Source organism: Geofilum rhodophaeum, assembly GCF_002210225.1.
GTDB classification, from domain to species: Bacteria; Bacteroidota; Bacteroidia; order Bacteroidales; family Marinilabiliaceae; genus Geofilum; species Geofilum rhodophaeum.
Genome location: NZ_MWUJ01000024.1, coordinates 1 through 24,322, shown reverse-complemented (window position 1 = coordinate 24,322; position 24,322 = coordinate 1). Strand labels below are relative to the sequence as shown.

Below are 24,322 nucleotides of genomic sequence, written 5' to 3'. Positions count from 1 at the left end.
TGATAGGTGTAAAGCCTGTGAAATCGGTCAACTCTGCGGCTTAACTCCCTATTTTTAAAGCAAAAAGCGCCATGGACGATTTGCAAGCTATACTTTCCCTCGAATTAGACGACGCCTGGGACGTTCTCACCACCAAACCAGAGCGAAAAGTCGAACTTGACGACATATTAAAACAGTTGGACCCTGACCAGCATTCTGTTTTTGACCTATCTGTAAGGCCTGACAAGACAGTCAGGAAGGTGGACGGGAAGAACGCCGACGGCTCAGATCGCGTCGTAGAATCAACTCAATCTGTCAACCGTATTGCAATCCCGATGCAGGAACTTATTGTCAACAGGGCGATAGGGTTCACATTGGGGTTCCCTGTTGAGCTCAAAGCGGATGCGGAAGAGGGTGGCGAAACTGAATTAAGGTGGATGGTGCAAAAGGTTTGGGATGACAACAAACTAAAATACAAAGACAGGGAGCTGGCCAGAGCCCTATTTTCGGAAACTGAAGTTGCTGAGCTTTGGTATTTTACTGCTGATGAAGAGTATTGGGAAAAGGAAGGTATTAAGCTCAGGCCAAAAATCAAACTCCTAAAGGTGTCGGAAGGAAACAACCTTATCCCCAAATTCAACGAATACGGTGACCTTGTAATGTTTGCCCGGGAATATACAGCAACAAGGGTTGTCGAAGGTGGAGAGGTCGAAGTCGAAACGCTGGAGGTGTGGACAAACGAAAAGCATGTACTGCTTGAAAAAACGGACGACGGGACCAGCATCGTAACGAACGAAGCCAACCTGTTAAAAAAAATACCTGTTATTTACTATTCTCAACCTTATCCAGAATGGTACAAGGTTCAGGTGATGATTGACCGACTTGAAACCCTCCTGTCAAATTTTGGAGACACGAATGACTATTTCGGGTCCCCAATGGTGTTTGTCCAGGGGGCTGTTACAGGGTTTGCTGCCAAAGGCGAACAGGGGAAAGTCCTTCAAGGCGAAAAGGGGTCAACAGCTCAATACCTATCATGGGATAGCGCCCCCGACGCAATCAAATTGGAGATCGAAACACTTATCGAACTCATCCACACGTCAACTCAGACTCCGAACATCTCATTTTCACAAATGAAGGGCCTCGGAAATCTTTCCGGGGTAGCTTTGAAGCTTATGTTTCTCGATGCACACATGAAGGTTGAGAACAAAATAGAGGTCCTCGGTGAAATGTTCCAGCGCCGCATCAACCTGCTAAAAAGGATGTGCGTAATCGCTAACATCTCTTTAGAACAATATTCAAGAGGTCTTGAAATTGAGCCGGTATTTAGGCCCTACATGCCACGCAACGAGAAAGAGGACATTGAAACTCTTACAACAGCCACCGGGGGCCGGCCAGTGATGAGCCAGCGCACCGCAATGGCGAACAATTCCTTTGTTGTTGATGTGGACAGGGAAATTGAGTACTTGGAAGAGGAAGACAAAGCAGCATCCACCCGCCAAACCTTTGAGTTCTAATGTCGCGACAGCTTGAAAACGAACACTACCGGAGAATTGCCGGCTACGAGTTAGCGATAAAGCGATTGTACGACCGTGCAATAAAGCAAGCTGCCGCCCTTGCTGTTGGGGTAAAAGTCTCCGATAAGATGTTCCGATTCAAAGACTATGCGGCTCTAAGAGGCAGAGCGAACAAAATAATCAGTGAGCTGGCCAAAGACATAATCGGCACCATCCAAACGGGCATTGACGAAGAGTGGGAATACGCCAATCTTAAAAACGATGCGATGGTTGAGGACTTTGTAAAGGGGACCAGGCTGTCAAAGAGTGCAGCAAGGTCTTTCAACCTACGTAATGTGTCAGCGCAAAAAGCATTCCGGGAAAGAGTTGTAAAAGGAATGAATCTGAGTGATCGGGTCTGGAAGGGTATGACGCAATTCAGGCAGGAGCTTGAAATGTCGATCGACCTGGGGATAAGAGAGGGCAAATCTGCCGCAAGGTTAAGTCAGGACATCCGTCCCTATCTTAATGAGCCGGACAAGCTTTTTCGAAGAGTGAGAAACCAGCACGGACAACTGGCCCTGAGCAAGAATGCCGAAGCCTACCACCCGGGGCAGGGTGTTTACAGGTCTTCGTATAAAAACGCACTTCGGCTGACCAGAACCGAAACGAACATGGCCTATCGAGCTGCCGACCATGAGAGGTGGAATCAAATGGACTTCATTGTTGGCATTGAAGTAATCCGGTCAAATAACCCTTATGGGTGTGACATCTGCGGGTCTATGGCCGGCAAATATCCTAAAGACTTCAAGTTCGTTGGTTGGCACCCTAATTGCAGATGTAGAGCTATCCCACTGTTCTCAACCGAAGACGAATTTGACGCAATGTTAGACGGCCAGCCCATTGAAAGCACTCGTAAAATTACCGACGTTCCAACAGGGTTTAAAAACTGGGTGACCGAAAACAAAGAAGCCATAAAAGGATGGAAAAGTACACCGTATTTCCTGACTGATAACAAGCAAGTTGCTAAGGGCTTGTTGTAATAATTGGAATTTAAAAGCCCGGAGGGATTACCTTCGGGCTTTTTGTGTTTAAAAGATTCTGTATGCTATGTACCTGTCCATCGATTGTTTTAAGGTCAGGCCATTCGCAATGTAGTGACATAAAATAGACACTATCGCACTTTTATCTGGGTAGAACCCTTTTGTTACAGAAATCACTCTTACCTCTTTTATAAAGTCCTCAATTTCCTGAGAGTTATTAAAATTCTGCCCTGTTAATACAGAGAGTCTGCATAGTTCTTTCTCAAAAGCAATTCGCTCTTTTATTATAGCGCTTGCAAGAACCGCACCTGCTTCTTGCTTTGATAATATGTCCGACAAATCGATTTTAGCCTTAGGTGTTTTCATAATACTCTATTTAAAAATTCAACAATCGGTTTAAGATAAGGCTCAATATCCCTTCCGAAATTTCGCTTTGCTTGTGCCATTTCAAACCTCGACATAAACAGGGGTTTATAACGTTTTCTGCCTTGCTGAACATCGATGTTATACTCCCTTACGAATTGGCGTTCGTATTGGTTGAGTAGGTAGGTTTTCATTGCTCTAAGTATTTAAACAAATAATAAAAAGCCGCTTTCCCTAATTTGGTCAACCCCCGATTATCGGAAAGGATTTTGCTCAGATTCTCAGGCCGGACATCTAAGAGTCTGGACAAATCGACATCTGTCAGCCCCAGTGCATCTTTCTTGCTGTTGATGTAATCGACGTCAACCACCTGAAGGAATTTGAAAGGTACGGCCATTATGTTGAATTTCCAGTCAACGGGAATCATTCCGGCAAAGACATCCAACGCCCTCTGAGTTAAATCCTTTGCAGAAAGATACTTTTCTGTTGGACCTTCAAGTTGCTTAATTTTTACGCTCACTGAATCGGGCGTTACTTCCAAAACCTCAAAGTAAATACGGGCAAATCTCTTGTACTGCTTTGCAGATAGAATTAACAGCTTCCGCTGGTCCTCTGTAATGTGGGTTAATTTTTCAATCCCTTTCATATTTTAATTTGGAGGGGATTTTCACCCCTCCTTTGTAAAGTTCTACAATCGAATTTCTTTAATGTTTGTAAGGTCAAAAATTGATATCTGTTCGTTTGCCCTTCCAAACTCAATCGCTTCTTTTAGCTGGTCAACTGGAAAGATCCTTACTGAATCAAAGTAATACTTTCCATTTTCCTCATTTAACCAACCCCCGATGTAACCTTCATGCTTTGCAGCGTGTTCGATGCACCGCTTTAATCCTTCACTGTCGAAACTGTTCTGAGTTTCTAGGTATGCAACCACAATTCCGGCGGTTACGTGCTTTAAGGTTTCAACCTCTACCGTGAAGCCTTCCTTGTTGGCTTCGGCGACTTTCAAAATTTCAAAGACTTTCATAGTCAAAAACAGTTTTTTAATTGGTGACTCCAACTTTAAAGATTTAAACTATTAGTGTCCCGTTGGACACATAACAAAGATATAAAAAGTTGTCAGAACGACAAACAAAACGAGAAATAAAGTTGCCGCATGTTACATTTTTTTTATTGTGCAACCTGCTGGCCCTTATTTTTTTGCTGCCCATAGCGCTGTCGGTAAATTGTTGCTTTATAAGAAAAGCAATTTAAAACGCACGTGCTATGAAACAAAAAATCTTTGAAATGCTGAGGGCTCGATTTAGCGGAACTCAGACCAAAGTACTTGACAGGGTGGCCGAACATTTAAGCCAAACTGTAACCGAAGAGTCACAGCTTGAAACCGCCATTGCAGGGGTCCAGCCTCTTGTGACTGCATTTACCGAAATCCTTCAATCCGAAACAGACCGGCGTGTGACTGAGGCCACTTCTACGGCCCTTAAGAATTTCCGCGAAAAGCACGGATTGGACGAAAACGGTAAACCAATCAGCCAGCCGAGCCCACCGGCCAACCCTCCAGCCGGACCACAAGGGGGCGACGATGTGCCCGCCTGGGCAAAAGGATTGATAGATTCTGTAACTACCTTAAAAGGGACAGTTGAGTCAGTCACAAAGAAAACCACCATGGCCGAAAGACAGGCTGCAATCCAGGCACAACTCAAAGCAAAAGGGGTGTCCGAAAAGCACATGAGCCTATTTGCAAGCCGGGTGAACCTCGAATCAGAGAATCTTGAAGGTGAAGTCGAGCGGGTTGCCTCCGAGTACACCGCTTTCCGTCAAGATTTGATTAACGAGGAAATTGCCAAAGGCAACTATTCCCCTGCCAACGGCTTTGCTGGTGATGACGAAAGCTTCATCAAGCAAATGGATAAGTGGGGAGATTCTTTAACCGAAAAAAAGTAAACTATGCAGTTTAAAATCACAGGAAAGGACCCTGTAAATAAAGTTTTGTGGCCCGAGGAGTCGGTCTATAAAGCTACTGGTGGATTCACTCTTGACAAAGACAATCTGCCGGCAGGGATAGACTTCTTACCCAAGGGGTCTTTGATTGCAGCTGACTTTGCCACCCGCAAAGCCGTGGTTGTAAAAACCGCTGTCGTTCACGAAGCTGCCGGTGCAGCTGCTGTTGAGATTAAGGTAGGCAAAAGCCACCTTTTGAAAGTGGGAGACGTTGTTGCCAAAGCAGAGGGTGGAACATCCTATGCGATTACCGCAATTGATGCTTCTGCGGATGCCTACGATGTAATCACTGTTGGGACTACTCTCGGGGCGTTGGCCGTTGGAGATGTTCTCTTTGAAAGCGCCGCAGCTGGAGCCGACACCGGAGCTGAAGCGAATGTCGCAAACGGCATTCTCATTCACGATGCCTACCTGGAAGAGCAGACCACTCTAAACATTGGTTTGCAGATCTACGAGATCCAAGAAGCAAACCTTCCTTTTGGAGTGACCTCCTACAATAAGGAAAGTCTTACTTCCAGATTCCATTTTGTTTAATCTTAAAATCTGTAAGTAATGGCTAAACAGCAATTTATCTTAGACGTTTTCGCAAAAGCCAAGCCCTTCCAAGCGCTGATTGACAATACCGCCAAATCTTTGGACGGTATGATTCAGTGGAAGCGCTGGTTTAAGTGGAAATACACCGCCAATCTGACCTTTGAAGGTCTGATGGCTGAGGGCGCACGAGTGACAGCAGGTTCTGTTGTTGATTACGGTGCCAGAGCTCCCCGTAGGGAGAGACCTACCGGTCAAACCTTCCTTGGAAGCATCGCTTCTTTGAAAGATGGGTTTCAACTGGACTTAAAAGAGATGCGCCGGTTCTTGGAATTGGAAGAGGCTATGAAGTCCGGCCGTGTTGAAGATGGGCAGGCCCTTTTCAACGAACTGTTCCCGGATGTTCAGGCCCTGATGCTTGCCCCCCATCGAAGGATGGATATGTGGGCAGGGGAGATTCTGTCGAATGGCACCGTAACCGTTGCCGCTGCCGACAACCCTCAAGGCGTTCCCTTCCAGGTAGCTTTCCCTATTCCAAAGGACAAGGTTATTACCAAAGCATGGGCCCTGGCCAACGCTGACAGTAAACCTTTGACTGACCTGAGAACCATTCTTGACGAGCAGAAAGCCAAAGGCCGCGTGTTCTCAAAGATGAAGATGACCCGTTCAACCTTCAACAAGATGATTACATCTACTGAGGTTGCCGGCACCTTCGGGTTGAAAATCGAGAAAGGCAGCGCGACTTACAACGTGAACCCCGTGAACACGATCACCCCTGAGATGGTGAACAACGTGTTTGAGGCCACCGGCCTGCCAACCATTGAACTGGTTGACTACGGTGTTCAAATCGCAAGCGGAAGTGTTGTTTTCCCCTTCAAGGATGACCGTGTAGTTCTTCACAACGGTGAGGAATTTGGCGACAGCTACTACACTTATGCCAACGAAGAGAAAATGCCGGTTGCTGGTGTGACCTATGCCAAAAACGACAACGTACTGCTGAAGTACAAGGTCGCTGAGGATTACCGCCTGTTTGAGTACGAACTCAACTCTTTCTTGGTACCCAAAAACGTGCCCGGAATGCTGATCATCGACACCGCTAATAAGCGCGCTTAAAAACAAAGGGGTGAGGCTTCTACACCTCACCCCTTTTAACTACCAACCGACATGACCAATCTGGAAGCTTTAAAGGGAAAAATCGCAGGCTATCCGCTAAGCGATAACACTTACTTAACTGCGCTTATGGACCGGGGGTTAGACCCCCAGCGAGATTATGCAGGGAAGTCTAAAGAGTTTGACCTTGCGATGGCCGATGTTTACGTAGTGCTTGCCACCGGAGTGAATGTTACCGAGGGAGGCTATCAGCTCTCAATAACTGATAAGTCGAACTTCATCCGAGTTGCAAACAGCATTTACGTTAAATATGGCGAAACTGGCCCATTGAGCGACACCCAGCCAAAAGTGGAGGGCATTTCACCATGGTAATACAGTACCCACATATCGGCAAAATAACGAAGCCGGCCGAAACGGTCAAGGACCAGAACGGAGATTGGGTGCAAGGTGAACCAACTATTATTTGGGAGGGTGAATGCAGAGCTGAACCAAATGGGACCGGGACCACCATACAGGGAGAGGACGGGCAGGAAATATCATTTGCCTGGAATGTGTTTTTTCCACGCATGGAGGTCGAGGTACCGAGGAACAGCACTGTTGAGATTCTATTAGGAGATCGGGAAATATCGGGACTGATAAAGAGGCATACCAACGGGCAGTTAAATTCAAGGTTATGGGTATAAAGCCAAAATTCAAGTATTCAGATATAGAGAGGGAGGTAAATGCCGAACTCATAAACATCGAACGCGGCGTTTTGGCTATTCTCCAGCGGGTAGGTGAAGAGTTTGTAAGAGATGCCAGAATGGGCATTGATATCAACTCAGGGGCTTTCCCAAAGGGGGACTATACTGACCAGACCGCGAACCTTCGCAGCTCGATTGGTTATTTTATCCTCCGAGACGGGGAGGTGGTAACTGAGAATCTGACAGGCACCTCAAAGGGGGTGAGTGCTGCAAGGGCTGTGCTATCCAGCGTAGGGAAACAAGGCTATTCAATTGTAGGTGTTGCAGGGATGGAGTACGCTTCACATCTGGAATCCATGGGTTACAATGTTATTTCATCTCAGAACTTAAACCTCATTGTTGACCTGTCTGATAGGCTCCAGAAGTTCGCCCGGAAGGCAGGTAAGAAAGGGTTGAGTTTAGATTTTGACCAGAGTTTCACAGGGCAAAGCTCCGCATTATGACAATATTCAACGCTATAAATTCAGTGTATTCGGCTCTAAATGGTCAGGGCCTACCTGTTCATAAGCTGGTGAAGCCGGCGGAGAGCGGAGAGTGTGTTGTTATCAATGCTTTACCCTTGACCGGCTCAGTGTTGAAGCGGTGCTATATGAATGTGAACATCTATGCAAAAGACCTGCTGGTGGCAGACGGTGCAAGCCTGCCGAACACTGCCCGGCTGAACGTATTAGCTGGACAATACGCTCCCATCCTTGAAAAAATCATAATCAACAACGCATATCTGTACCTCGAAAGTGAGGGGATAGAGGCAGATAGCGCTATCAAATTTCACTATCTGAACTTCAGATTATTGTGTAATCTAATTGAGGAATAATTATGGCAAAGTATGTATTTGGACTGAAATCAGTCAAGTTTGGCACTCCCACAGGAGACGCCACTATGCCTGCCGTTTTGGACGCTTTCGCTCAAACTGTGAGGGGGTCAATGACCCTTTCCGAAACTGAAGCTACCGTTCAGGACTTCAACGTTGAGGAACAGGATGCCCCTGTTGAGCAGGCTATCACAGAGAGCTCAAAACTGGAAGTGACCTGGAGAGCCTACGACCTCTCCCCGGCAATGCTTGAGAAAGTAAAAGGAGGCGATGGCACAACCGTAGCGACCACTTGGGAGGCTCCCAATAAGAGCACCTTGTTAAAGCTGGCTTTGGAGATTGAAACCGACAACGGCTCAAAAATCCAAATCCCCAGAGCGAACGTTATGGCCCGAATTGACGGGACTGTTGGCCGTGAAGATATGCTTCAGATTGAGGTGACGGCTACCGCCCTGGACCCGGGCGACGGTGGAGCTCCTTTCTCTGTTGTGTTCCCAGTGTAATTATCAGCCCGGCGTTTTTGCCGGGCTATTTCTAATCATTCAACACCAATTATCATGAAAAAGTTTGTTAAGTACATAATGGCCGTTCTGGCCCTTTTTGTAGCAATCCCACTCTTTGCAGCCGACGGCCTGCCGATTAACCCCGAAAGCTTGTTTGCCAGCTTTGCCGCCCTTGCAGCTGCGATTCCTCTGGTTGTGGAAGCAGTAAAAACCCTGTTGAAGCCGGATAGCAAAACGGTAATTCAAATCATCTCATGGGTCACGGGTGTCGCTGTTACGATGTTTGGATGGTGGCTAAACCTTGGATTCTTGGATGGACTGTTGTGGTGGAACGCGCTGGCGATAGGCTTTTTTGCAAGTTTAGCAGCTAATGGGGTCTATGATACGGGATTCTATGAATGGTTGTTAAAAGTGTTAGGCATCTACAAAAAGTAAAACACCCTTCAAGGTATAAAATGAAAGAAGTAATGGAACATCTGGCATTCCTCACCCGACTATTTGATTTTTCCGACATGAAAGTAAAGATAGCATCCTTTTATGGTGTGATAGCCTCTACCCTTTTGACAATGGTTAGCACTTTTTCAGTGTCAATCCTTGGCATCTCCGGGGGGCTGTTTTTGCTACTATTCACGATAATGATAACTGACTACATTACCGGGCTGAGGGCATCAAAAAAGGAGGGGTTACAGTTCATATCGAAAAAGGGTTTGGGCTGGGTGTTCAAATTTGGTTCTTACCTGATGGTTTTATCTGTTTCGCTATCGCTCAGGAAAGAGTTAGCTGCAAATGGATTTGACTGGATGGAAGTCCCGCTCATTGCTATACACTTTTACATCCTTGTCCACATTCTTATGTGGGAACTTAAATCAGTTGATGAGAATTTCAAGCGCCTTGGACACGAGTTCAAGGTGCTTGGACTCATAACAAGTATTTTTCTGATAGTGCAAGACACACTCAAAAAAAAGATTGAGAAATGAAAAAGGTGATAATCATACTTGACCGTGCCCACGGGGAAGGTGTTGCCGGGAAGGAATCTTTGGACGGGAAGTTCAAGGAATGGCAGGCAAGTCAATCCACGATTGAAAAGCTATCAAAAGGACTTGAGAAACTTGGAATCCCTTGTGCAGTTACTGTTGAGGAAACGACAGAACCGGGCTTTAATGAGAGGGTGAAAAGAGCCAATGAAGCCGGCGACGGATATGAGGTCCCCGTGTTTATCTCCCTGCATCACAACGCACACGACCGGATTTTCAAGGCCCGGGGCTCAGAGATTTATGTAAGCAGGAGGACGGCCACCAAAGAATCCAAAGAGATAGCCAATATTATCGCCGAAAACCTTATCAAAGACTTTCCGGAAATGCCATGGCGCAAAGAGTGGCCGGACCGATTGGAAAGGGAAGCCAACTTTGCCGTATTAGTGGGGACTGACAAGGTGAAACCGGCTTATCATGGTGTACTGGTAGAGTTCGGCTTTATGAGCAACGAGGAAGACTTGAAGCTCTTAAAATCAAAATCATTTATGAAGAGGTACGCCGAAAGCCTGTTGTATGCAATCACTCAAATATGCGCCCATTTTGGAGCTGGTAATTTCACCCCTGAAATACGTGTAAAATGAGAATCCCTAAATCGTTCAAACTGTTTGCCACACCAATAGAAGTGGTTTTTGACAACAATCGAATGCAAGATATGGAGTGTTACGGGCTGGCAGAATACTCTTTTTCAAAAATCACGCTGGCAGACGCACACGAATTGAAGCCTTTAAGCGAGGGCAAGATTATGGACACATTCTATCATGAAAAAGTTCACATGATACTTGACACTATGGGTGAGCGTGATTTATCGAAGAATGAAAAGTTTGTGGACACATTCGCAAAGCTATTACGACAATCAGACGAAACCGCAGAATATGAAACAAGCATCAAATACACTATTGAATAAAGGGGCAAAGGTGGGCATTAAGTGGCTGGGAAAAGAATGGGCCTTTTCGGTTAAGCCTTTGAAGCTGGGGACCATTATCAAAATCTCAGAGTACGCCGAAACACTCAAATCAATAGATTCTGACGACGCAGTGGCCAGCGTGCTTAAAAATAAAAAGAACACCGACGCACTTTGCCGGGTTGTGGCGTGCGCGTTTCTTAATTCCCGCTTTAAGCTTCAGTTTGTGGGCTTATTCTCGTGGTGGCTCAGGTACCGGCTGACTGCAAAAGAGTTGCACTCTATCGCTCTTGTGGTGGCAAAACAGATGAGCGTTGAGGATTTTTTTTTCACTACCAGATTGATAGGCGGTCTAAATCTGTTGACGACAAGTCAAGAGGCGGAAAATCAATCTGGGGAACAATCGCAGGGGCCGCAAAAACCTTCGGGTTCAGCTACGACTACCTGATGTGGGGTATCAGCTGGCAGAACTTAAATCTTATGATGGCAGATTTGCCGTGGTATGATTACGATAAAAAGGACGAAGCCAAAGAGGTGAAGTCTGGAGATTTAGAAAGGGACCTTTTTGCCAAATACGCAAAACGATAAGCAATGGCCAATTTATATTTTGAAGCAACGCTGGACGCTGACCAGTTGAAGAGGGAGCTCAGAGATGTAAACCACCGCCTCGACGGCTTCACCAAGCAAGCCAAACAGCAGGGCGCTGAAATGGACGCGACATTTAAGCGCATAGGCGCTGCAATGGCCGGGTATTTCTCTATCACAGCGGCCAAAGGGTTTGTTGACCAAATGATACAGGTGCGGGGTGAGTTTCAGCAGCTGGATATTGCTTTAACTACGATGCTGGGCAGCAAAGCGGAAGCGGACAAGTTGATGGGTGAAGTTGTGGAGCTGGCTGCAAACACCCCGTTTTCACTTACAGAGCTTGGGCAGGGGGCAAAAAGGTTGCTTGCTTTTAAGGAGCCGGCCGACCAGGTGGGTGACAGCCTCCGCAGGCTTGGGGACTTAGCTGCCGGGGCATCGGTGCCCGTTACCGACCTTATTCAGGCGTATGGTAAAGTTTCGGCAAAAGGCAAAATGCAGGCCGAAGAACTGAACCAGTTTGCTGAACGTGGCATTCCTATCATTTCAGAGCTGGCTAAAGTCGTAGGCGCGACGGATAAAGAGATTTACAAAATGGCCGAGCAAGGGAAAATCGGTTTCCCTGAGCTGCAAAAGGCTATCCGGAATATGACCGACGAGGGCGGGATGTTCTACAATTTGATGGAAAAACAGTCTGCCTCACTTACTGGCCGTATCTCCAATTTAGGGGATGCTTGGGACAGGATGTTGAACGAGATGGGGCAGAACAGCGAAGGAGTGCTTTATGGTGGAATAAGCGCCCTCAATTCCATGGTTGATAATTACGAAACTGTTTTGGATGTACTCAAAGCTATCGTGGTTACTTATGGGGCCTATAAAGGAGCTGTTGTACTCTTGCACATGGCAGAGAAAGCCCGAAACATATCTGGGGCCATATCTGCATGGTTCAGCCTTGCTAAGGGGATAAAAACGGCCAAAGATGCACAGATAGCCTTTAACCTTGCTACAAAAATGAATCCTTTGGGGCTGGCCGCTGCCGGAGTTGCCGCGTTGGTCGCAGGGATTGTGTTATTTACAGGGAAAACAGAGCAGGCCTCAGGGGTGAGCGCTGAATTTAGTCGGGACTTGGAAGACCAGACAAAGATATTGGATGCAAACTTCAAGGCATTAAAGAGCACAACCTCTGGCACCGATGCAAGGAAGTTGGCCATTGACCAAATCAATTCAAAGTATGGCCCTTATCTGGATAATCTGTTGACTGAGAAATCTACCTTGGAAGATATCGAAGAGGCACAAAAGAGGGCCACCCAAGAGCTGGCTCGTTCGATTGCATTCAAGGCACAGCAGGCAGATCTGGAAACATTTAGGGAGGACATCGCAAAAAGCGAAAACGCATTTTCTCAAGCGCTGAAGCAATTATTTGCTCTTAACGATGTCCCGGCCGAAATAGGTGGGCAGGTTGCCGCAGAGTTGGACAAAATGATGCGTGACTGGTCGGAAACTAACATAAAGAACAGGGTCGGATTTGGAGATGCTTTTGCACAAGTGTTTAAAGATGCTGGGGCCGAAATTGACTTGTTAGGCGTCAAGGGGAACAATGCCTATAAGGGTCTATTTCAGTCGATGCAGACGGTAATTGATGCCAGACAGGACGAGCGCAAAGCCACCGAAGAACTTAGCTCTGCTTATGATGCCTATCTAAAGCAACTGGGATTGTCAGATGACAGTTCAAAAAAGAAAGGTACTGATACTGAAGATGGCGAAATTGAGGGCTTTAAATTGGAGGACTTCAAAAAGCAACTTGACGAGCGTAAAAAAGCCTACGACGAATACAATGACGCTGTAAGGGCTGCCAGAGATGAAGACAGGGCCGCTGTTAAAGGATATTATTCCGAACTCATCAAAGATGGGGACACTTACAAAGAATATCTGGAAGGTCTGTTAAGGGATTCCCGCAACAACGTAGAGGCCACCACGGCCATTTATTTGGCCGCTGCAAAAGCAAACGTTGACCTTATAGACGACCGCCCGGAGCCGATAAAGGGCAAACCCCGCCTAAGTCCAGTTGAGGCCATTACCCCCGGGCCGGCAGACACAAAAGCATTGGAGGCCGCTGTTCAGAGGTATGAAAAGATTTACTCCATTATCCGGGATATCACCAAAACCTCAATGAATATCGAATTGGCAGATAATCTTATTGATTCAGCCTACGCAGCACATGACGTTGCAAGGGCCGTTTCAGAGATTGATGCTGATCTGGGGGGCTCTCTTATGAAGGTTGCGGATTTGATTGGGGGTGTTGGGAATGTAATCGGCACCTTGAATGACAGTAACGCTTCGGGCTTTCAAAAAGTGTCAGGGATTATCTCCCTTGCAATCACCGCAGGGGGTGAATTAGCGAAAATACGGCAGGGCTGGCAGAACGAGGAAGTAAATGCGCAAATGGCGCTCAACAAATCCCTGGCCAGCCAGCTGGACATGGAGGCAGAGATAAACTCTTTAAGACGGGAAAGGGCCAAACAGGAATTGTACCAGAGTGCCTTTCTTGACCCGAATTTCAAAAAGCAGTACGAATCGGCCTTAGATGTAATGGGAGATTCAAAAAAGCAGATGGATGAGGCGCTTGGGACATTGATGCAGAATGCTGTTTTCACAGCTGAAGGGAGCGCAGATCGTCGGCTGTTCGGCACCAAAACGGACGATTACTCCTTTGGCATTGGCCAGATATTGGGTGACTATATGTCCGACTATGCTGGTGAAGGCTGGCAAGACTTACTTTTCGGTCAGATGAATGTAGGTCTGCAAAACAAATCATTCAAAGATATATTAGGGTCATTGCTTGACCCTGCCGGAATCTTTGGGGGGTATGCTGACCGGAAAGCCGAAGGGAACGCATTGGGGCAGCTTAAAGATGCCTTCAACGACACCTTCGCAGCGATGGGCAAAACGTCTGCCGACATTGCGAAAATGAGCAGCGAAGAGTGGGCAGATTTCTTTTCGCTGATGGACGAGATGGGTTACATTACCGACGAGGGAACAAAGAGTATGGTTCAAAACGCCAAAGCCGCAGCAGAGGAATACGCTGCCGCCATGGAGGAAATGAAAGGTATCATTAAGGATGTGGCAGGAGACTTGGGGGCCAGCCTCGAATCGACATTGGTCAACGCCTTTAAAAATGGCAGCGACGCAGCGATGGACTTCAAGGATGTGGTAAACGATGTTCTGCAATCTCTTTTTATGAAAGAGATTATCACTCCTTATTTCCAATCCTACTTTGATAAGCTTCAAAGTGAAATGCAGTCAAGTATGGATGGTGGAGATGGTAGCTGGATGGATGACATTATGAGATTTTCAGAGAACGTTGGGCCGGCTTTTGGCGGGGCCATTGATTTGATGAAAGACTTTGACAAAGCGATGCAGGAGGCTGGGTTTGATGGGTTCTCAGCAGGGCCCGCAGATGCTTCTTTGTCAGGTGCTATAAAGGGGGTAAGTGAAGAGACCGCCTCCATTCTGGCCGGGCAAATGAACGCTATAAGAATTAACCAAGCCGAAAGCCTCAGACTTATGAATGAATCAGCAAGGTACTGGGCCGAAATAGCCGCGAACACTTCGTACAACAGGTATCTGGAGGGTATTCATGCGGATATAAAAGCGATGCGCAGCGCTGGGAGTGATTTGAAAGCAAAAGGATTCTAAAAAAGACTGACATGAAATACTATTTGAATGGTGTTGATTTTGCACAATACGGGGTTTATGTATCTGACAGCAGAGGCTTTTTAGATGCTTTGGAGCTAAAAGAGCCTGTTGCATTGGACTGGCCAGACTACCACGGTCAGCAGGTCGATTTGTCGGCCCCACGATACCGGTCGCGTGAAATAACGCTGGAATGCTTTGCGACTGCAATCAGTAAGTCGGATTCTGTTCAAAAGCTTACCGAGTTTTTCAATGAGCTATCAAAGCCCGGATTACATAGATTGATGGTTGACACCGGAGAAGTCAAGCCGCTTGTTTACGATGTTTATCGGCAGGGTGCTGTCTCCGTCAAGAAGGTTTGGAGGGGTGGCGTTAATATCGGGCAGTTTACGCTGACACTAATTGAGCCTGACCCAATAAAGAAAGTGTATAGCTATACAGCCGCAACCGGGTCAATGCAAGTATCATTTACTTTAACTTCTGAAAAGCTTGTCACAATACAATGGGGTGACGGGACCAGCACGACGGGGCGCGGGGAAAATATTGCACTTTCTCACGATTATACGAATGCTGGAACCTTTTACCCGGTAATCTCAGGTGTGATTGACGAAATTAGCGCTATAACAACAAATGCAACGCTGGTATGGAACTCATTGTAACAAGAGCAGACAACAGTAACTACAATTTACCTTCCGAAAACTCAAAGATTACAAGCGCGGTTCAGACCCGTACTTTGATGGGTGAAGATACGGTTGCAATGACCGTTCAAAGCGTTGGTTATATCAACTTCCTTATCGGGGACTGGATTGAAGTCTTTGGGCGAAAGTACACTTTAAACACGCTTGGAGAACCTCAAAGGATTGGCGAAAATACCTTTGAGTACAACCTGGTTTTTGAAGGGGTAAACTACGAGCTGACAAAAGTGGTTTATCGCAGCGCTGATTATTCCGGCTTTAACCCTACCAGTGACTTCCCTTTAACCGGCACAGCGGAGGCCTTTTTGACTGTATTACAATACAATCTTGAACGGGCATTTGGGCAGGGCGTTTGGGCCATTGGTTCCTTCCCTGCCACCGATGCCAAAACCCTTTCTTTCACCTCGGAAAACTGTCTGCTTGCTCTGAACAGGGTGTGCTCTGAGTTCGGGCTTGAATACGAGATAAAGACAATCGGAGGGGTTAAAACAATAAACCTTGGGGCTGTTGGGGACACCCTACCCCTAAACCTTGAATACGGGAAAGGCAAAGGGCTTTACTCTTTAACCCGCACCAATGTAGATTCAAAGAACATCGTAACAAGGTTATACGTTGAGGGCTCAGATAGAAATGTAAAGGCCGGGTACCGGGATAACGCTTTGCGGTTAAGGATTGCAGCAAATACAGAATCATACATTGACAGCCCTTCTGTTGCATCGTTCGGGGTTATCGAAGGGTCAAAGATATTTGAAGACATTTTCCCGCACCGTGAAGGTACTGTATCGGCCATCAATGCAAGTGACATATTGGAGTTCACGGATTCATCAATGGACTTTGATTTGGCTGAAACTGACAGTAATGGAACAAAGTGGCTGATTGCTGGACAGTCTGCAAAGATTCATTTCAATACTGGTGCGCTGGCCGGTTATGAATTTGAGCTAACTGCTTATAATCATTCAACAAAGACATTCAAATTGAAGCCCTTCAAAGATGAAAGAGGGCTTCAATTCCCCAACCCTGACAGCGCAGCATTTCAAATAAAGACAGGTGACAAGTATGTGATTCTGGACATTATTATGCCGGATTCTTACATACAGGCAGCTGAGGCCGAACTGTTGGCGCGGGCACAAGAATACTTAAGTCAGAACGACCAGCCGCGTGTGGAGTACGCCCTTGAGCTTGACCGGTTTTTCTTAAAGTCTATGTTTTCAGGCCCCGGGTTCGAGGTGAACTTTTTGGATGCTGGGGACTATTTGTATATCAAAGATTCCAAAATTGGTGTTGACAAAGAAGTCCGGGTAAAGACCTTTACAAGAGATGTAATTGACCCGTGGGTTTATCAGGTTGCATTGTCCGATGTTATTGAACCTACCCGCATAGAGCTGTTACTTGCTGACACACTTGAAACCAAGAAAGCAGCAAGGCAGAGTAAGCTATTTGACCCTGCACGAAGTAGGAGGAACTGGAGGGATGTGGAAGAAGTTGCCGGGATGGTTGATACATTGAGGGCCGAAGTCGCTTTAATTGGAAGCCCTGAAGGTCAATTTCAAGTTGATTCGTTCTTTGAGGTGAACAAGGGCGGCAACCCAGATTCTTTTGGGGCGACCGCCGGAGTGTTGGCGCACGATGCCTTTGAGGGCGACGCTGGCAGCATTTGGAATATTGGAGCCTTTGATGTTGCCCTGTCAAACAGCGGAGCATACTATCTATATGCCCAGTGTTCAAAGGTGAATACAGGGGCGGTATTTACAGTATCGTTAACCAAGATAGGCGTTGATGATGTGCCGGGTTATTATCATTTCCCCGTCGGGATAATTTCGTCTGTAAAGGACAATGCACGCACACTTACAACTGTTTACGGCTATACGTTACTTTCCGGGAACAATATCACAACCGGCATTATTCAAAACGACCAGTCAGGGATAATGATAAACCTTCAGACTGGTGAGATAAGGGGGGCTTTCACATTTACGAATGGTCAGTTAGTTGAGAATGTAGTTAACACAAAAAACAGCCGATATACACAAGGGACTGACCCTTCCGTTTCGTGGACGACTTTGGAGGAAAAGCAAAAACACGTAGACGACATTTGGGCAAAAATACTTACAGACGGTATCGAAGAGTATGTTTATACTGAGGTCTCTGTGGGTGTTTATGAGTGGGTTTTAAATGAAGCAGAGATTGACGGGGGCAGGATTAAGGCGGGGACCATTGACGCGTCGAGGATTGATGTTACCGGGTTGTTTGCAGAAGAAATAAACGCGACCAATTTCAATTTAGAGAAAGGTCGCGTTGGGGCCTTTGAGGTTGACACCGTTCTGAAAAGCGAGAATGAGGAAGGGAAAGGTATTTACATCAACCCTTCGGAGTATGAGATTGCGATTGAAAACAAGGCTGAAGGTTTCGGGGTTTCGTCTGTAAATATGAAGGCTGGGAGCCTAACCCCTTACTTGTTGTTGGCCGGGGGGACATCTGGCACCTATCGCACAACCGTCAACTCTAATGAACTTACCACAAGCTTAACTTCTGTTCAGACCAGGGCTACGGGTGGCGTAAATTTACCCCCTATTTATATGGGCAGAAGTACATCGGCAAAGGGGTTGACGAGTGTAAATGTGCCGACAGGGGGTAATAGGATATCGATTGAGGCAGGTAAAAACTATTCAGTTGATTTGCGATACCTTTTTAACGTGTATCATTCCGGAGGGTCTGCAAATGGAGAAACATATAAGCTGCAAGCAGCCCTGAAGGTTTCGGCTGTGGCAACTTTGTACGGAGTTACTGCCGGGGGTGTAACTAAAGTACTCGGTACGAAAGCGGCACCTGCTGTAACAATAGAGAGGTCCGACAAGCGAACCGGTAATGACTTCTACCCTATTACAATTAAGACCGCATTTTCAAGTCAGGATTGCATATATGCTTACTGGAAGCTGGACGTGAATTTGCAAGGGGACTTGACTTACCAGAGATGGTCAAATGACTACCTGTGGAAATACTACTGGGAGACAAAAACAGATTGGGCGATTGACTATAAGCACTCAATGGGCGCGCTGTCTTCGTTTTATCCATCTGTTGGGGTTACCGAGCTTACAACAAGTGGATTTCAGACTGTTTGGGCCACAAATCGCTATTTTAGAATTGACGGGGAGGACTCTGGGGCCTTTATTCGCTCGGCAGGCATTTGGATGCATAATGGCTATGAAGTTGCAACGGCAAATGACATCAACACAATCACGGCAGACTTAACAAACTATGTGCTTATAAATGACCTGCAATCGGCCTATTACAATAAAACGGACTCAGACAACCGCTATGCTCAAAAAGTAAACTACTACGACAAAACGACATCTGATGGTCGCTTTGCTAAACTTGCAGGTGATGGGGCGCAGGATTTTAATGTAAAAGACCTGATTATCCACGGCCAAGTAAACCAATGGCTGGCTCAGCAGCTTGTGGTGGAGGATGCCCGCATACAGGTAAACAGGAAGCAGGACGGGGCCACGGTTGACAGTGGGTTGGTGATTTACGACAAAGACACCAGCAGCGAGGTGAGCAGGCTTGTGTACGACGTTAACGGCATCTGGAAGGCAGGGGGCGACAGGCTGTTTACCGAGGCTTACAACCCGAAACTTGGCGGCCTACCCGCTACGGATTACGCTTTAAAAACGTGGGTGGAAAATAGTGCTACGGCTTATAATGCTGCACGGCTGGGCGGCTATGCGGCGGGGGATTATCCACGGAAGACGGAGGACGCTGTGGTGACGGGGGCGTGGACTTTTAATAATGATTTACGCATAGGCTCGGGGGTAAACAGAAATCTGTACACAGGGTCAATTCGTGTGCGCGACACAGGCAATAATGCGTGGGTGGTTAGTCCCGAAAGCGGAGGGCCTGGAATTTGGTTGTTTAGGCCAGATGGGGATACAGCTGTAACAAATACATTTTCCATAAGGCAGGGCGGTGTAGGCATCGGGGTTGAGACTGCCACCGAACGCCTCCACGTTGCAGGTAATGGCCTTTTCACAGGCAACCTCACAGCCGTTAACGCTGCGCTTTCTGGCACGTTATCCGTAGCACAGGCCGCTACCCTGCAAAACGCGTTATCGGTAGCACAGGCCGCCACCTTTGGCGGCAATACAGGCACAAGCAACTTCGTGTCACAAATGCAAGGCTGGCGGGTAACACCGCAGGGGCAGGCAGACTTTCGGCACATTTTTACAGGCGAATTACAGGCAAAGGCATTTACGGCGGACATTTCGCAGGCTCTTGTGGGCAGCGATGTACTCACAAAATCAGTGGCTAAATTGGCGCAAAACTGGGCAACAACCGCCGACGGGGCGACATCGACAATCTACGTAGAGGAATTGGAGGGCTTTCCGGGCTTCCAAGTTTTTGCGGTTGGCGATAGGCTTTTGCTGCGATTGTTCGACCGCTCCAATGGTGGGTTATTGATTAAAAACATCTGGGCAACCGTGACCAGCTATGTGAGCACTACCGCCAATGTGCAGCGCTACACAATAATAGTCAACAGCGGAGGGGCTACGGGGCAAACGGTTTACGCCGGCTCTATGATTTTGGATTACGGCACGCCTGGCAGCGGGGTTATTGAGCGCACCGTGTTGGACCAGCAAGGCAGCCCTTACAGCAGGGTGAGCACTTGGATTAACAGCCCTGACAATCCCGAAAACTACACCTTGCACTACCAAAGCGGAAACCTTAACGGCATCTCCAATGCAGAGGGGTGGGGTGTGTATTCCGAAAACAGCTTTTTGACTGGTAAACTGCTTGTTGGCGACTTGACAAAGGCAGGTCAATACATGGAGTACGAAAACGGGCAGCTAAACATCAAAGGTCAAATAACCGTTACAGGCGGCAACGCAGCCACCAAGGCAGATGTAGATGCCGTGCAGGTGGGGGGAAGGAACTACTTTGCAATAACTGATTTTGAAAACGAATATGTTGTAGCTATTCAAAATGTTCTTGTTACCTGGACTTTTCAGGGCAAGCCAAATACACAGTACACGCTTAGCACCACGGATATACACACGCAATCCAGCGGCGCATGCGACCTGTTTTTCGACATTTCAGGGACTCCGATGAGCTCATTGGTCAATGGCGTAGCTGTCGGTGAGCCTCGCACGGTTACAACTGACTCAACCGGTCTGCTTGATATTGGCGTTAGGATGGCTGGCGGAGACTCGAGCTACCTGCAAGTAATTAACGGAGATAGGCACGTTAAACTTGAACTCGGCAACCGTGCCACCGACTGGACCCCCGCACCCGAAGATGTGGAAGCAGGGATAACAAGCATCACAACACGGGTAGAAGACACTCTCGGGCTGGCACAACTTGAAAGCATAAACGAAACCCTTATAACAGGTAACAAGGTCAGAACCGCCCTGTTGGAAGTTACCGACATCGTAGCAGCGGGGATAAAAGCGGGGCACGTAGAGGGGCTGACGCTTAATTTTGATAAGGGGAAGGTTGGGGGCTTCGACATACAGGCGAGCAGATTGATAGACTCGTCACGCCGGGTAGCAATGTTTAAAGAGGCGGCGACCGTTGGGTTTATGGTCTCCGCTACGTCGATGGATAGCAGCGTGTTTACAGACTCCCGCATACAGATGTGGTACACAAATGCGAATGATTGGGGGCTGTTTGGGCGAAAAAATGGAGTTGGTGTTTTCCAACTCGGCAGTACTAACCAGATAGGGGGATGGCAATTCGATGATAGGTTGTACAAAAACAACAAGATGTACGACGAGAGAGACCCAAACCTCACCTTCCCTGCTGGTTATGAGGGAGGCATCGAGATGGATGGAGAGCGCAAGCGCTTTATATTGCACAATGGTCCCGACGGGTGGGACGCATCGGCAGGGGATAACGGGATGTGGCGTGGAAACTATGTGCAGATGTTTCACGACGGCTCCCACGCGTGGGGGATCCAGGGGAAGAAGTCTGGAAATACGGTGTTTTCCTTCGGTGCTGAAAACCATATCGGAGGCTTTGATTTTGGCGTGACCACAGGGGGCATATACCAACTTATTGAAGGTCTTTGGACACGTGGCTATGCACACACGGATGCGCCTGTTTATATCGCGCCAAAAACAACTGGACCAAGTGACCCGGCGGGCATTTTTTTAGGCGGCGGTAGCACCCGCAAAACCGACATTCTGGAGGGGACTATCGAAGTTAAAGGCAGCACAGCCACCCTTGCACTCGATGGTCCGAATGGAAATATAGAGGCGCGAAATGGCAGGATTCGGGTGCTGCAAACAGGCTACCCGTTTAACGTTGGGGCGGAGATAAGCCAGACACGCGCCCGCCTGCCAATACCGTACTGGTCAAGTGTTCCGTCGGGGACACCATCCGGCACGTTGTACAAAGATGCAAATGGATTTGTTAAAGTAGTTTAACCAAATACAGCAACACTATGAAAAACAAGCAAGCATTTACTTTGAAGCAGGCTATTACAGCCGTAAAAACAAAAGGTAGCAACGCGTTCAAGCTGCCGTTAATTCTAACCGAAATGAAGTTGGACCAGTACATCAAGGGACTGGATGAGCTGCGCAAGCCGTCGGAGAAGTACGACGCCTTTTTGGCCGAGAAGCGGGAGTTGTTAAGCAGGCACGCCGAATTGGACGAGGCTGGCAGCATTATTCTGTACGCTGGCCAAAACGGCACAGGAGAGCGCAAGTATGATTATGGCTTTCCCAACATCATTAAAGATCAGGAGGAGTTTGAGGAGGCCGCTGCCGAGTTAGAGAAGAAGTACAAGAAGGTGCTGGAAGCGGAGCAGAAAAAGCAGTTGGACTTTGAAAAAACTCTGGAAGATGAAGCCGATATTGAGTTGAAGCAAATTCCATTCGACGCCCTGCCGGAACTCGATTACGATTACTTGAAAATCTTCGTTGACTGCGGAGTTGTAGAGGTATGAAAACAGTAAAATCAATTTTGGCGTTTATTGTCGCCTTGCTGATATGCGTGTTTGGCTTCCTTGTTGGGGAGCGTTGCACTCAATTCTCAGTCCCCGCAGGAAAAACGCTTGTATCAACAGCCGTTTTGGATTCAATCAAAAATCTGAAACCTGAGATAATTGTCAAAGACAGTATCGTCTTTCGTGATACAACCATTTACAGAGACAGGCCCCTCCCACCCCCTGAACCAGTTGAGCCGGATATCAACCTTTACATCGACTCGATAGTAAACGACACCACCCACTTAATTATAAAGGATTGGGTTAAGGGGATTATCGAAAGGCGGGACATTGAGTATCGGCCCTCTTATGTGTTGCGTACTGTGCGCGAACCGTACCCCGTTTTTTATCCTGAAATCGAGTACAAAGATAAGCCAGACCGCTGGCAGTTCTACATAGGAGGCGGGGCTGGGAGTTTGGTAGGGGCCGAAGCCGGGGCCATAAAAAACAACTGGATGTATGGCGGTGAAATCCTGACCGATTCAAGAGAACGATATTATCTATTCAAGATTAAGAGAATCATTTTTTAGCAGATCGAGCACCCGCCTGTTTAGGTCATCAACCAACTCAGTGTCATAATCAAAATAAGTATCAGTAACCGTTAGTCGCCCGTGCCCTAAAGCCTGTGCGATTAACGGTTTACTTGCACCTATGGGTTTACGTGCTGCAATACCGGCCCAGCTGTGCCGGGCATGATACATTACAAGGTCAGGGACGTTTATCTCTTCAAGGCCCCCAATTCGTTTTAAATAGTAGTTTATCATTTTGTTGACCGTGTTGGGGCGGGAATATCTTTCTGTAAAATCTAAAAACGACCGTTTGCCCCTATGCCTATTTATTATCTCCAATGCTTCAGGCTCAACTTTGATTGAATACCTTTTTGAGGTTTTTTTACGCACGTACTCAACCCTGCCCCCTTCCATCGGTTCAAGGTTAAATAAGTCTACGTTGTTAATGCCTATAAAATAAAACGACAGCATAAAGAAATCGCGCGCGTTCCTATCTGTTTCGCGGGGCAAATCAATATCCCTTATCGCTTGTATCGTTTCTACGGGTAGCCTTAAATTACGTGGCTCTAATTTGCAAAACTCGAACTTCCGAAACGGGTACACTTCTTGCCCTACTATCTCATCCACGTCAATAGCTCGGTTTATCAATGCCCGAATGTTTCTCAAATCCATGTTCACGGTGGCTGGGGTCACTTGCTGCATTCTCCATTCTTTAAATCGATACAACCAAGGCTTATTTATTTCACTAAGAAATAGAGTTGGAGAATACTTCTTTAAAACCTTCAGGGTGTAAACATACTTTTCGCGTGTCCCCTCATTATCAATCTGAGGTATGTACTCTTCAAAATAATCAACGAAGCTCCGGTCAGAATGCGCTTTCCCGCCTTTCTTCACAAAATCAGATATCTGCTTTGCGGTCATACTATCCAGCCGTCTTTTCTCTTCCAATACATCCAAAAAGTAATGAACGTCATTAAGCTTAATAGACAGCTTCGTGTTTGCCTCCCTCACGTTATCAACTTGTGGGCACCCCCTCTTTATCCTTCCATTGTCCCAATACTTCTTTTCAATCGCAACCTTGGTCGCTATCTCTGTGTTTGTCCCCTTGTGGGAGATTAAAACAACAATAGGGTATAAACCTTCCTTGTTGGTAGAGCGACGTAAAACAAGCCTTGCAGTTGCCATAAAAATAACTAAGAAATAACTAAATTCAGTAGTTCAAAATAGGCTAAAACAACCATAAAAAGCAAGAACCACCAACCTGTTTATTTATCAACAATCCACCTACACCCCGCAAATAGCGGGAAAAAGAACGGCGACAAAGGTTGTTCCCTTGTCGCCGTCCACTCATCTACTAA

General features: G+C 47.0%; 24 protein-coding genes. 19 read left to right on the top strand and 5 right to left on the bottom strand.

The window, feature by feature from the left end; translation table 11 throughout:
- Positions 1–71 precede the first annotated feature (71 nt).
- Positions 72–1,493 (top strand): phage portal protein, encoded by a 1,422-nt coding sequence (locus B4W65_RS15150; protein WP_088656019.1) that lies wholly within the window; start codon positions 72–74, stop codon positions 1,491–1,493.
- Positions 1,493–2,515: a structural protein gene (locus B4W65_RS15145; protein ID WP_088656018.1), complete on the top strand. Its 1,023-nt coding sequence runs from the start codon at positions 1,493–1,495 to the stop codon at positions 2,513–2,515. The genes B4W65_RS15150 and B4W65_RS15145 overlap by 1 nt, the downstream gene beginning before the upstream one ends.
- 48 nt (positions 2,516–2,563) lie before the next feature.
- Here the strand turns inward: B4W65_RS15145 and B4W65_RS15140 are convergent, their stop codons facing one another.
- The 4 genes from B4W65_RS15140 to B4W65_RS15125 are packed head-to-tail and all read right to left on the bottom strand — an operon-like array spanning position 2,564 to position 3,902.
- On the bottom strand, positions 2,564–2,881 hold the full coding sequence (locus tag B4W65_RS15140) for a hypothetical protein (protein ID WP_088656017.1): 318 nt from the start codon (positions 2,879–2,881) through the stop codon (positions 2,564–2,566).
- A complete protein-coding gene (locus tag B4W65_RS15135; protein WP_088656016.1) occupies positions 2,878–3,072 on the bottom strand; it encodes a hypothetical protein in 195 nt (64 codons plus the stop codon). The genes B4W65_RS15140 and B4W65_RS15135 overlap by 4 nt, the downstream gene beginning before the upstream one ends.
- A complete protein-coding gene (locus B4W65_RS15130; RefSeq protein ID WP_088656015.1) occupies positions 3,069–3,524 on the bottom strand; it encodes a hypothetical protein in 456 nt (151 codons plus the stop codon). The genes B4W65_RS15135 and B4W65_RS15130 overlap by 4 nt, the downstream gene beginning before the upstream one ends.
- A 42-nt stretch (positions 3,525–3,566) precedes the next feature.
- Entirely contained in the window at positions 3,567–3,902 is a 336-nt protein-coding gene (locus B4W65_RS15125; RefSeq protein ID WP_088656014.1) for a hypothetical protein, read from the bottom strand.
- A gap of 239 nt (positions 3,903–4,141) precedes the next feature.
- On the opposite strand from B4W65_RS15125, the gene B4W65_RS15120 reads away from it, so the two are divergent.
- From B4W65_RS15120 to B4W65_RS15035, 17 genes are all read left to right on the top strand, one after another.
- Complete coding sequence (locus B4W65_RS15120) at positions 4,142–4,819, top strand: hypothetical protein (protein ID WP_088656013.1); 678 nt, start codon at positions 4,142–4,144, stop codon at positions 4,817–4,819.
- 3 nt (positions 4,820–4,822) lie between these two features.
- Entirely contained in the window at positions 4,823–5,410 is a 588-nt protein-coding gene (locus tag B4W65_RS15115; RefSeq protein WP_088656012.1) for a hypothetical protein, read from the top strand.
- A gap of 18 nt (positions 5,411–5,428) precedes the next feature.
- Positions 5,429–6,520, top strand: a complete 1,092-nt coding sequence (locus B4W65_RS15110; RefSeq protein WP_088656011.1) for a major capsid protein — start codon at positions 5,429–5,431, stop codon at positions 6,518–6,520.
- Positions 6,521–6,571: 51 nt separating this feature from the next.
- A complete protein-coding gene (locus tag B4W65_RS15105) occupies positions 6,572–6,889 on the top strand; it encodes a DUF6706 family protein (protein ID WP_088656010.1) in 318 nt (105 codons plus the stop codon).
- A gap of 301 nt (positions 6,890–7,190) precedes the next feature.
- The gene (locus tag B4W65_RS15095; RefSeq protein WP_088656008.1) at positions 7,191–7,703 is read left to right on the top strand and encodes a hypothetical protein; all 513 of its coding nucleotides are present in this window, start codon (positions 7,191–7,193) and stop codon (positions 7,701–7,703) included.
- Positions 7,700–8,074, top strand: coding sequence for a hypothetical protein (locus tag B4W65_RS15090; protein WP_088656007.1), 375 nt, complete (start codon positions 7,700–7,702; stop codon positions 8,072–8,074). The genes B4W65_RS15095 and B4W65_RS15090 overlap by 4 nt, the downstream gene beginning before the upstream one ends.
- Before the next feature lie 110 nt (positions 8,075–8,184).
- The gene (locus B4W65_RS15085; RefSeq protein WP_146697809.1) at positions 8,185–8,574 is read left to right on the top strand and encodes a phage tail tube protein; all 390 of its coding nucleotides are present in this window, start codon (positions 8,185–8,187) and stop codon (positions 8,572–8,574) included.
- Between the two features lie 54 nt (positions 8,575–8,628).
- Positions 8,629–9,009, top strand: coding sequence for a hypothetical protein (locus tag B4W65_RS15080; RefSeq protein ID WP_088656005.1), 381 nt, complete (start codon positions 8,629–8,631; stop codon positions 9,007–9,009).
- A gap of 20 nt (positions 9,010–9,029) precedes the next feature.
- Entirely contained in the window at positions 9,030–9,551 is a 522-nt protein-coding gene (locus tag B4W65_RS15075; protein ID WP_158522865.1) for a phage holin family protein, read from the top strand.
- The gene (locus B4W65_RS15070; RefSeq protein ID WP_088656003.1) at positions 9,548–10,189 is read left to right on the top strand and encodes an N-acetylmuramoyl-L-alanine amidase; all 642 of its coding nucleotides are present in this window, start codon (positions 9,548–9,550) and stop codon (positions 10,187–10,189) included. Before B4W65_RS15075 ends, B4W65_RS15070 begins: the two co-directional genes overlap by 4 nt.
- Positions 10,186–10,512, top strand: a complete 327-nt coding sequence (locus B4W65_RS15065) for a hypothetical protein (RefSeq protein ID WP_088656002.1) — start codon at positions 10,186–10,188, stop codon at positions 10,510–10,512. Before B4W65_RS15070 ends, B4W65_RS15065 begins: the two co-directional genes overlap by 4 nt.
- Positions 10,481–10,957, top strand: coding sequence for a hypothetical protein (locus B4W65_RS15060; RefSeq protein WP_146697808.1), 477 nt, complete (start codon positions 10,481–10,483; stop codon positions 10,955–10,957). The genes B4W65_RS15065 and B4W65_RS15060 overlap by 32 nt, the downstream gene beginning before the upstream one ends.
- 143 nt (positions 10,958–11,100) lie before the next feature.
- Positions 11,101–14,787: a tape measure protein gene (locus B4W65_RS15055; protein WP_088656000.1), complete on the top strand. Its 3,687-nt coding sequence runs from the start codon at positions 11,101–11,103 to the stop codon at positions 14,785–14,787.
- An 11-nt stretch (positions 14,788–14,798) separates the two neighbouring features.
- Positions 14,799–15,443: a phage tail family protein gene (locus B4W65_RS15050; RefSeq protein WP_088655999.1), complete on the top strand. Its 645-nt coding sequence runs from the start codon at positions 14,799–14,801 to the stop codon at positions 15,441–15,443.
- A complete protein-coding gene (locus B4W65_RS15045) occupies positions 15,428–21,895 on the top strand; it encodes a phage tail protein (RefSeq protein WP_088655998.1) in 6,468 nt (2,155 codons plus the stop codon). The genes B4W65_RS15050 and B4W65_RS15045 overlap by 16 nt, the downstream gene beginning before the upstream one ends.
- A gap of 113 nt (positions 21,896–22,008) precedes the next feature.
- The gene (locus B4W65_RS15040) at positions 22,009–22,416 is read left to right on the top strand and encodes a hypothetical protein (protein ID WP_146697807.1); all 408 of its coding nucleotides are present in this window, start codon (positions 22,009–22,011) and stop codon (positions 22,414–22,416) included.
- Positions 22,413–22,985 carry a hypothetical protein gene (locus B4W65_RS15035; protein ID WP_088655996.1) on the top strand — a complete coding sequence of 191 codons (573 nt, stop codon included), beginning with the start codon at positions 22,413–22,415 and terminating at the stop codon, positions 22,983–22,985. Before B4W65_RS15040 ends, B4W65_RS15035 begins: the two co-directional genes overlap by 4 nt.
- Here B4W65_RS15035 and B4W65_RS15030 read toward each other — a convergent pair.
- Positions 22,956–24,149: a site-specific integrase gene (locus tag B4W65_RS15030; RefSeq protein WP_088655995.1), complete on the bottom strand. Its 1,194-nt coding sequence runs from the start codon at positions 24,147–24,149 to the stop codon at positions 22,956–22,958. The two genes, B4W65_RS15035 and B4W65_RS15030, sit on opposite strands and share 30 nt — an antisense overlap.
- Between the last annotated feature and the right edge of the window lie 173 nt (positions 24,150–24,322).

What these genes read in the sequence shown, in the direction of transcription:
- B4W65_RS15075 (WP_158522865.1), top strand. Translation starts at nt 9,030, where the DNA reads ATGAAAGAAGTAATGGAACATCTGGCATTCCTCACCCGACTATTTGAT.
- B4W65_RS15140 (WP_088656017.1), bottom strand. Translation starts at nt 2,881, where the DNA reads ATGAAAACACCTAAGGCTAAAATCGATTTGTCGGACATATTATCAAAG.
- B4W65_RS15035 (WP_088655996.1), top strand. Translation starts at nt 22,413, where the DNA reads ATGAAAACAGTAAAATCAATTTTGGCGTTTATTGTCGCCTTGCTGATA.
- B4W65_RS15110 (WP_088656011.1), top strand. Translation starts at nt 5,429, where the DNA reads ATGGCTAAACAGCAATTTATCTTAGACGTTTTCGCAAAAGCCAAGCCC.
- B4W65_RS15090 (WP_088656007.1), top strand. Translation starts at nt 7,700, where the DNA reads ATGACAATATTCAACGCTATAAATTCAGTGTATTCGGCTCTAAATGGT.
- B4W65_RS15060 (WP_146697808.1), top strand. Translation starts at nt 10,481, where the DNA reads ATGAAACAAGCATCAAATACACTATTGAATAAAGGGGCAAAGGTGGGC.
- B4W65_RS15125 (WP_088656014.1), bottom strand. Translation starts at nt 3,902, where the DNA reads ATGAAAGTCTTTGAAATTTTGAAAGTCGCCGAAGCCAACAAGGAAGGC.
- B4W65_RS15065 (WP_088656002.1), top strand. Translation starts at nt 10,186, where the DNA reads ATGAGAATCCCTAAATCGTTCAAACTGTTTGCCACACCAATAGAAGTG.
- B4W65_RS15055 (WP_088656000.1), top strand. Translation starts at nt 11,101, where the DNA reads ATGGCCAATTTATATTTTGAAGCAACGCTGGACGCTGACCAGTTGAAG.
- B4W65_RS15145 (WP_088656018.1), top strand. Translation starts at nt 1,493, where the DNA reads ATGTCGCGACAGCTTGAAAACGAACACTACCGGAGAATTGCCGGCTAC.
- B4W65_RS15085 (WP_146697809.1), top strand. Translation starts at nt 8,185, where the DNA reads ATGACCCTTTCCGAAACTGAAGCTACCGTTCAGGACTTCAACGTTGAG.
- B4W65_RS15105 (WP_088656010.1), top strand. Translation starts at nt 6,572, where the DNA reads ATGACCAATCTGGAAGCTTTAAAGGGAAAAATCGCAGGCTATCCGCTA.
- B4W65_RS15080 (WP_088656005.1), top strand. Translation starts at nt 8,629, where the DNA reads ATGAAAAAGTTTGTTAAGTACATAATGGCCGTTCTGGCCCTTTTTGTA.
- B4W65_RS15130 (WP_088656015.1), bottom strand. Translation starts at nt 3,524, where the DNA reads ATGAAAGGGATTGAAAAATTAACCCACATTACAGAGGACCAGCGGAAG.
- B4W65_RS15115 (WP_088656012.1), top strand. Translation starts at nt 4,823, where the DNA reads ATGCAGTTTAAAATCACAGGAAAGGACCCTGTAAATAAAGTTTTGTGG.
- B4W65_RS15135 (WP_088656016.1), bottom strand. Translation starts at nt 3,072, where the DNA reads ATGAAAACCTACCTACTCAACCAATACGAACGCCAATTCGTAAGGGAG.
- B4W65_RS15050 (WP_088655999.1), top strand. Translation starts at nt 14,799, where the DNA reads ATGAAATACTATTTGAATGGTGTTGATTTTGCACAATACGGGGTTTAT.
- B4W65_RS15095 (WP_088656008.1), top strand. Translation starts at nt 7,191, where the DNA reads ATGGGTATAAAGCCAAAATTCAAGTATTCAGATATAGAGAGGGAGGTA.
- B4W65_RS15045 (WP_088655998.1), top strand. Translation starts at nt 15,428, where the DNA reads ATGGAACTCATTGTAACAAGAGCAGACAACAGTAACTACAATTTACCT.
- B4W65_RS15150 (WP_088656019.1), top strand. Translation starts at nt 72, where the DNA reads ATGGACGATTTGCAAGCTATACTTTCCCTCGAATTAGACGACGCCTGG.
- B4W65_RS15040 (WP_146697807.1), top strand. Translation starts at nt 22,009, where the DNA reads ATGAAGTTGGACCAGTACATCAAGGGACTGGATGAGCTGCGCAAGCCG.
- B4W65_RS15120 (WP_088656013.1), top strand. Translation starts at nt 4,142, where the DNA reads ATGAAACAAAAAATCTTTGAAATGCTGAGGGCTCGATTTAGCGGAACT.
- B4W65_RS15070 (WP_088656003.1), top strand. Translation starts at nt 9,548, where the DNA reads ATGAAAAAGGTGATAATCATACTTGACCGTGCCCACGGGGAAGGTGTT.
- B4W65_RS15030 (WP_088655995.1), bottom strand. Translation starts at nt 24,149, where the DNA reads ATGGCAACTGCAAGGCTTGTTTTACGTCGCTCTACCAACAAGGAAGGT.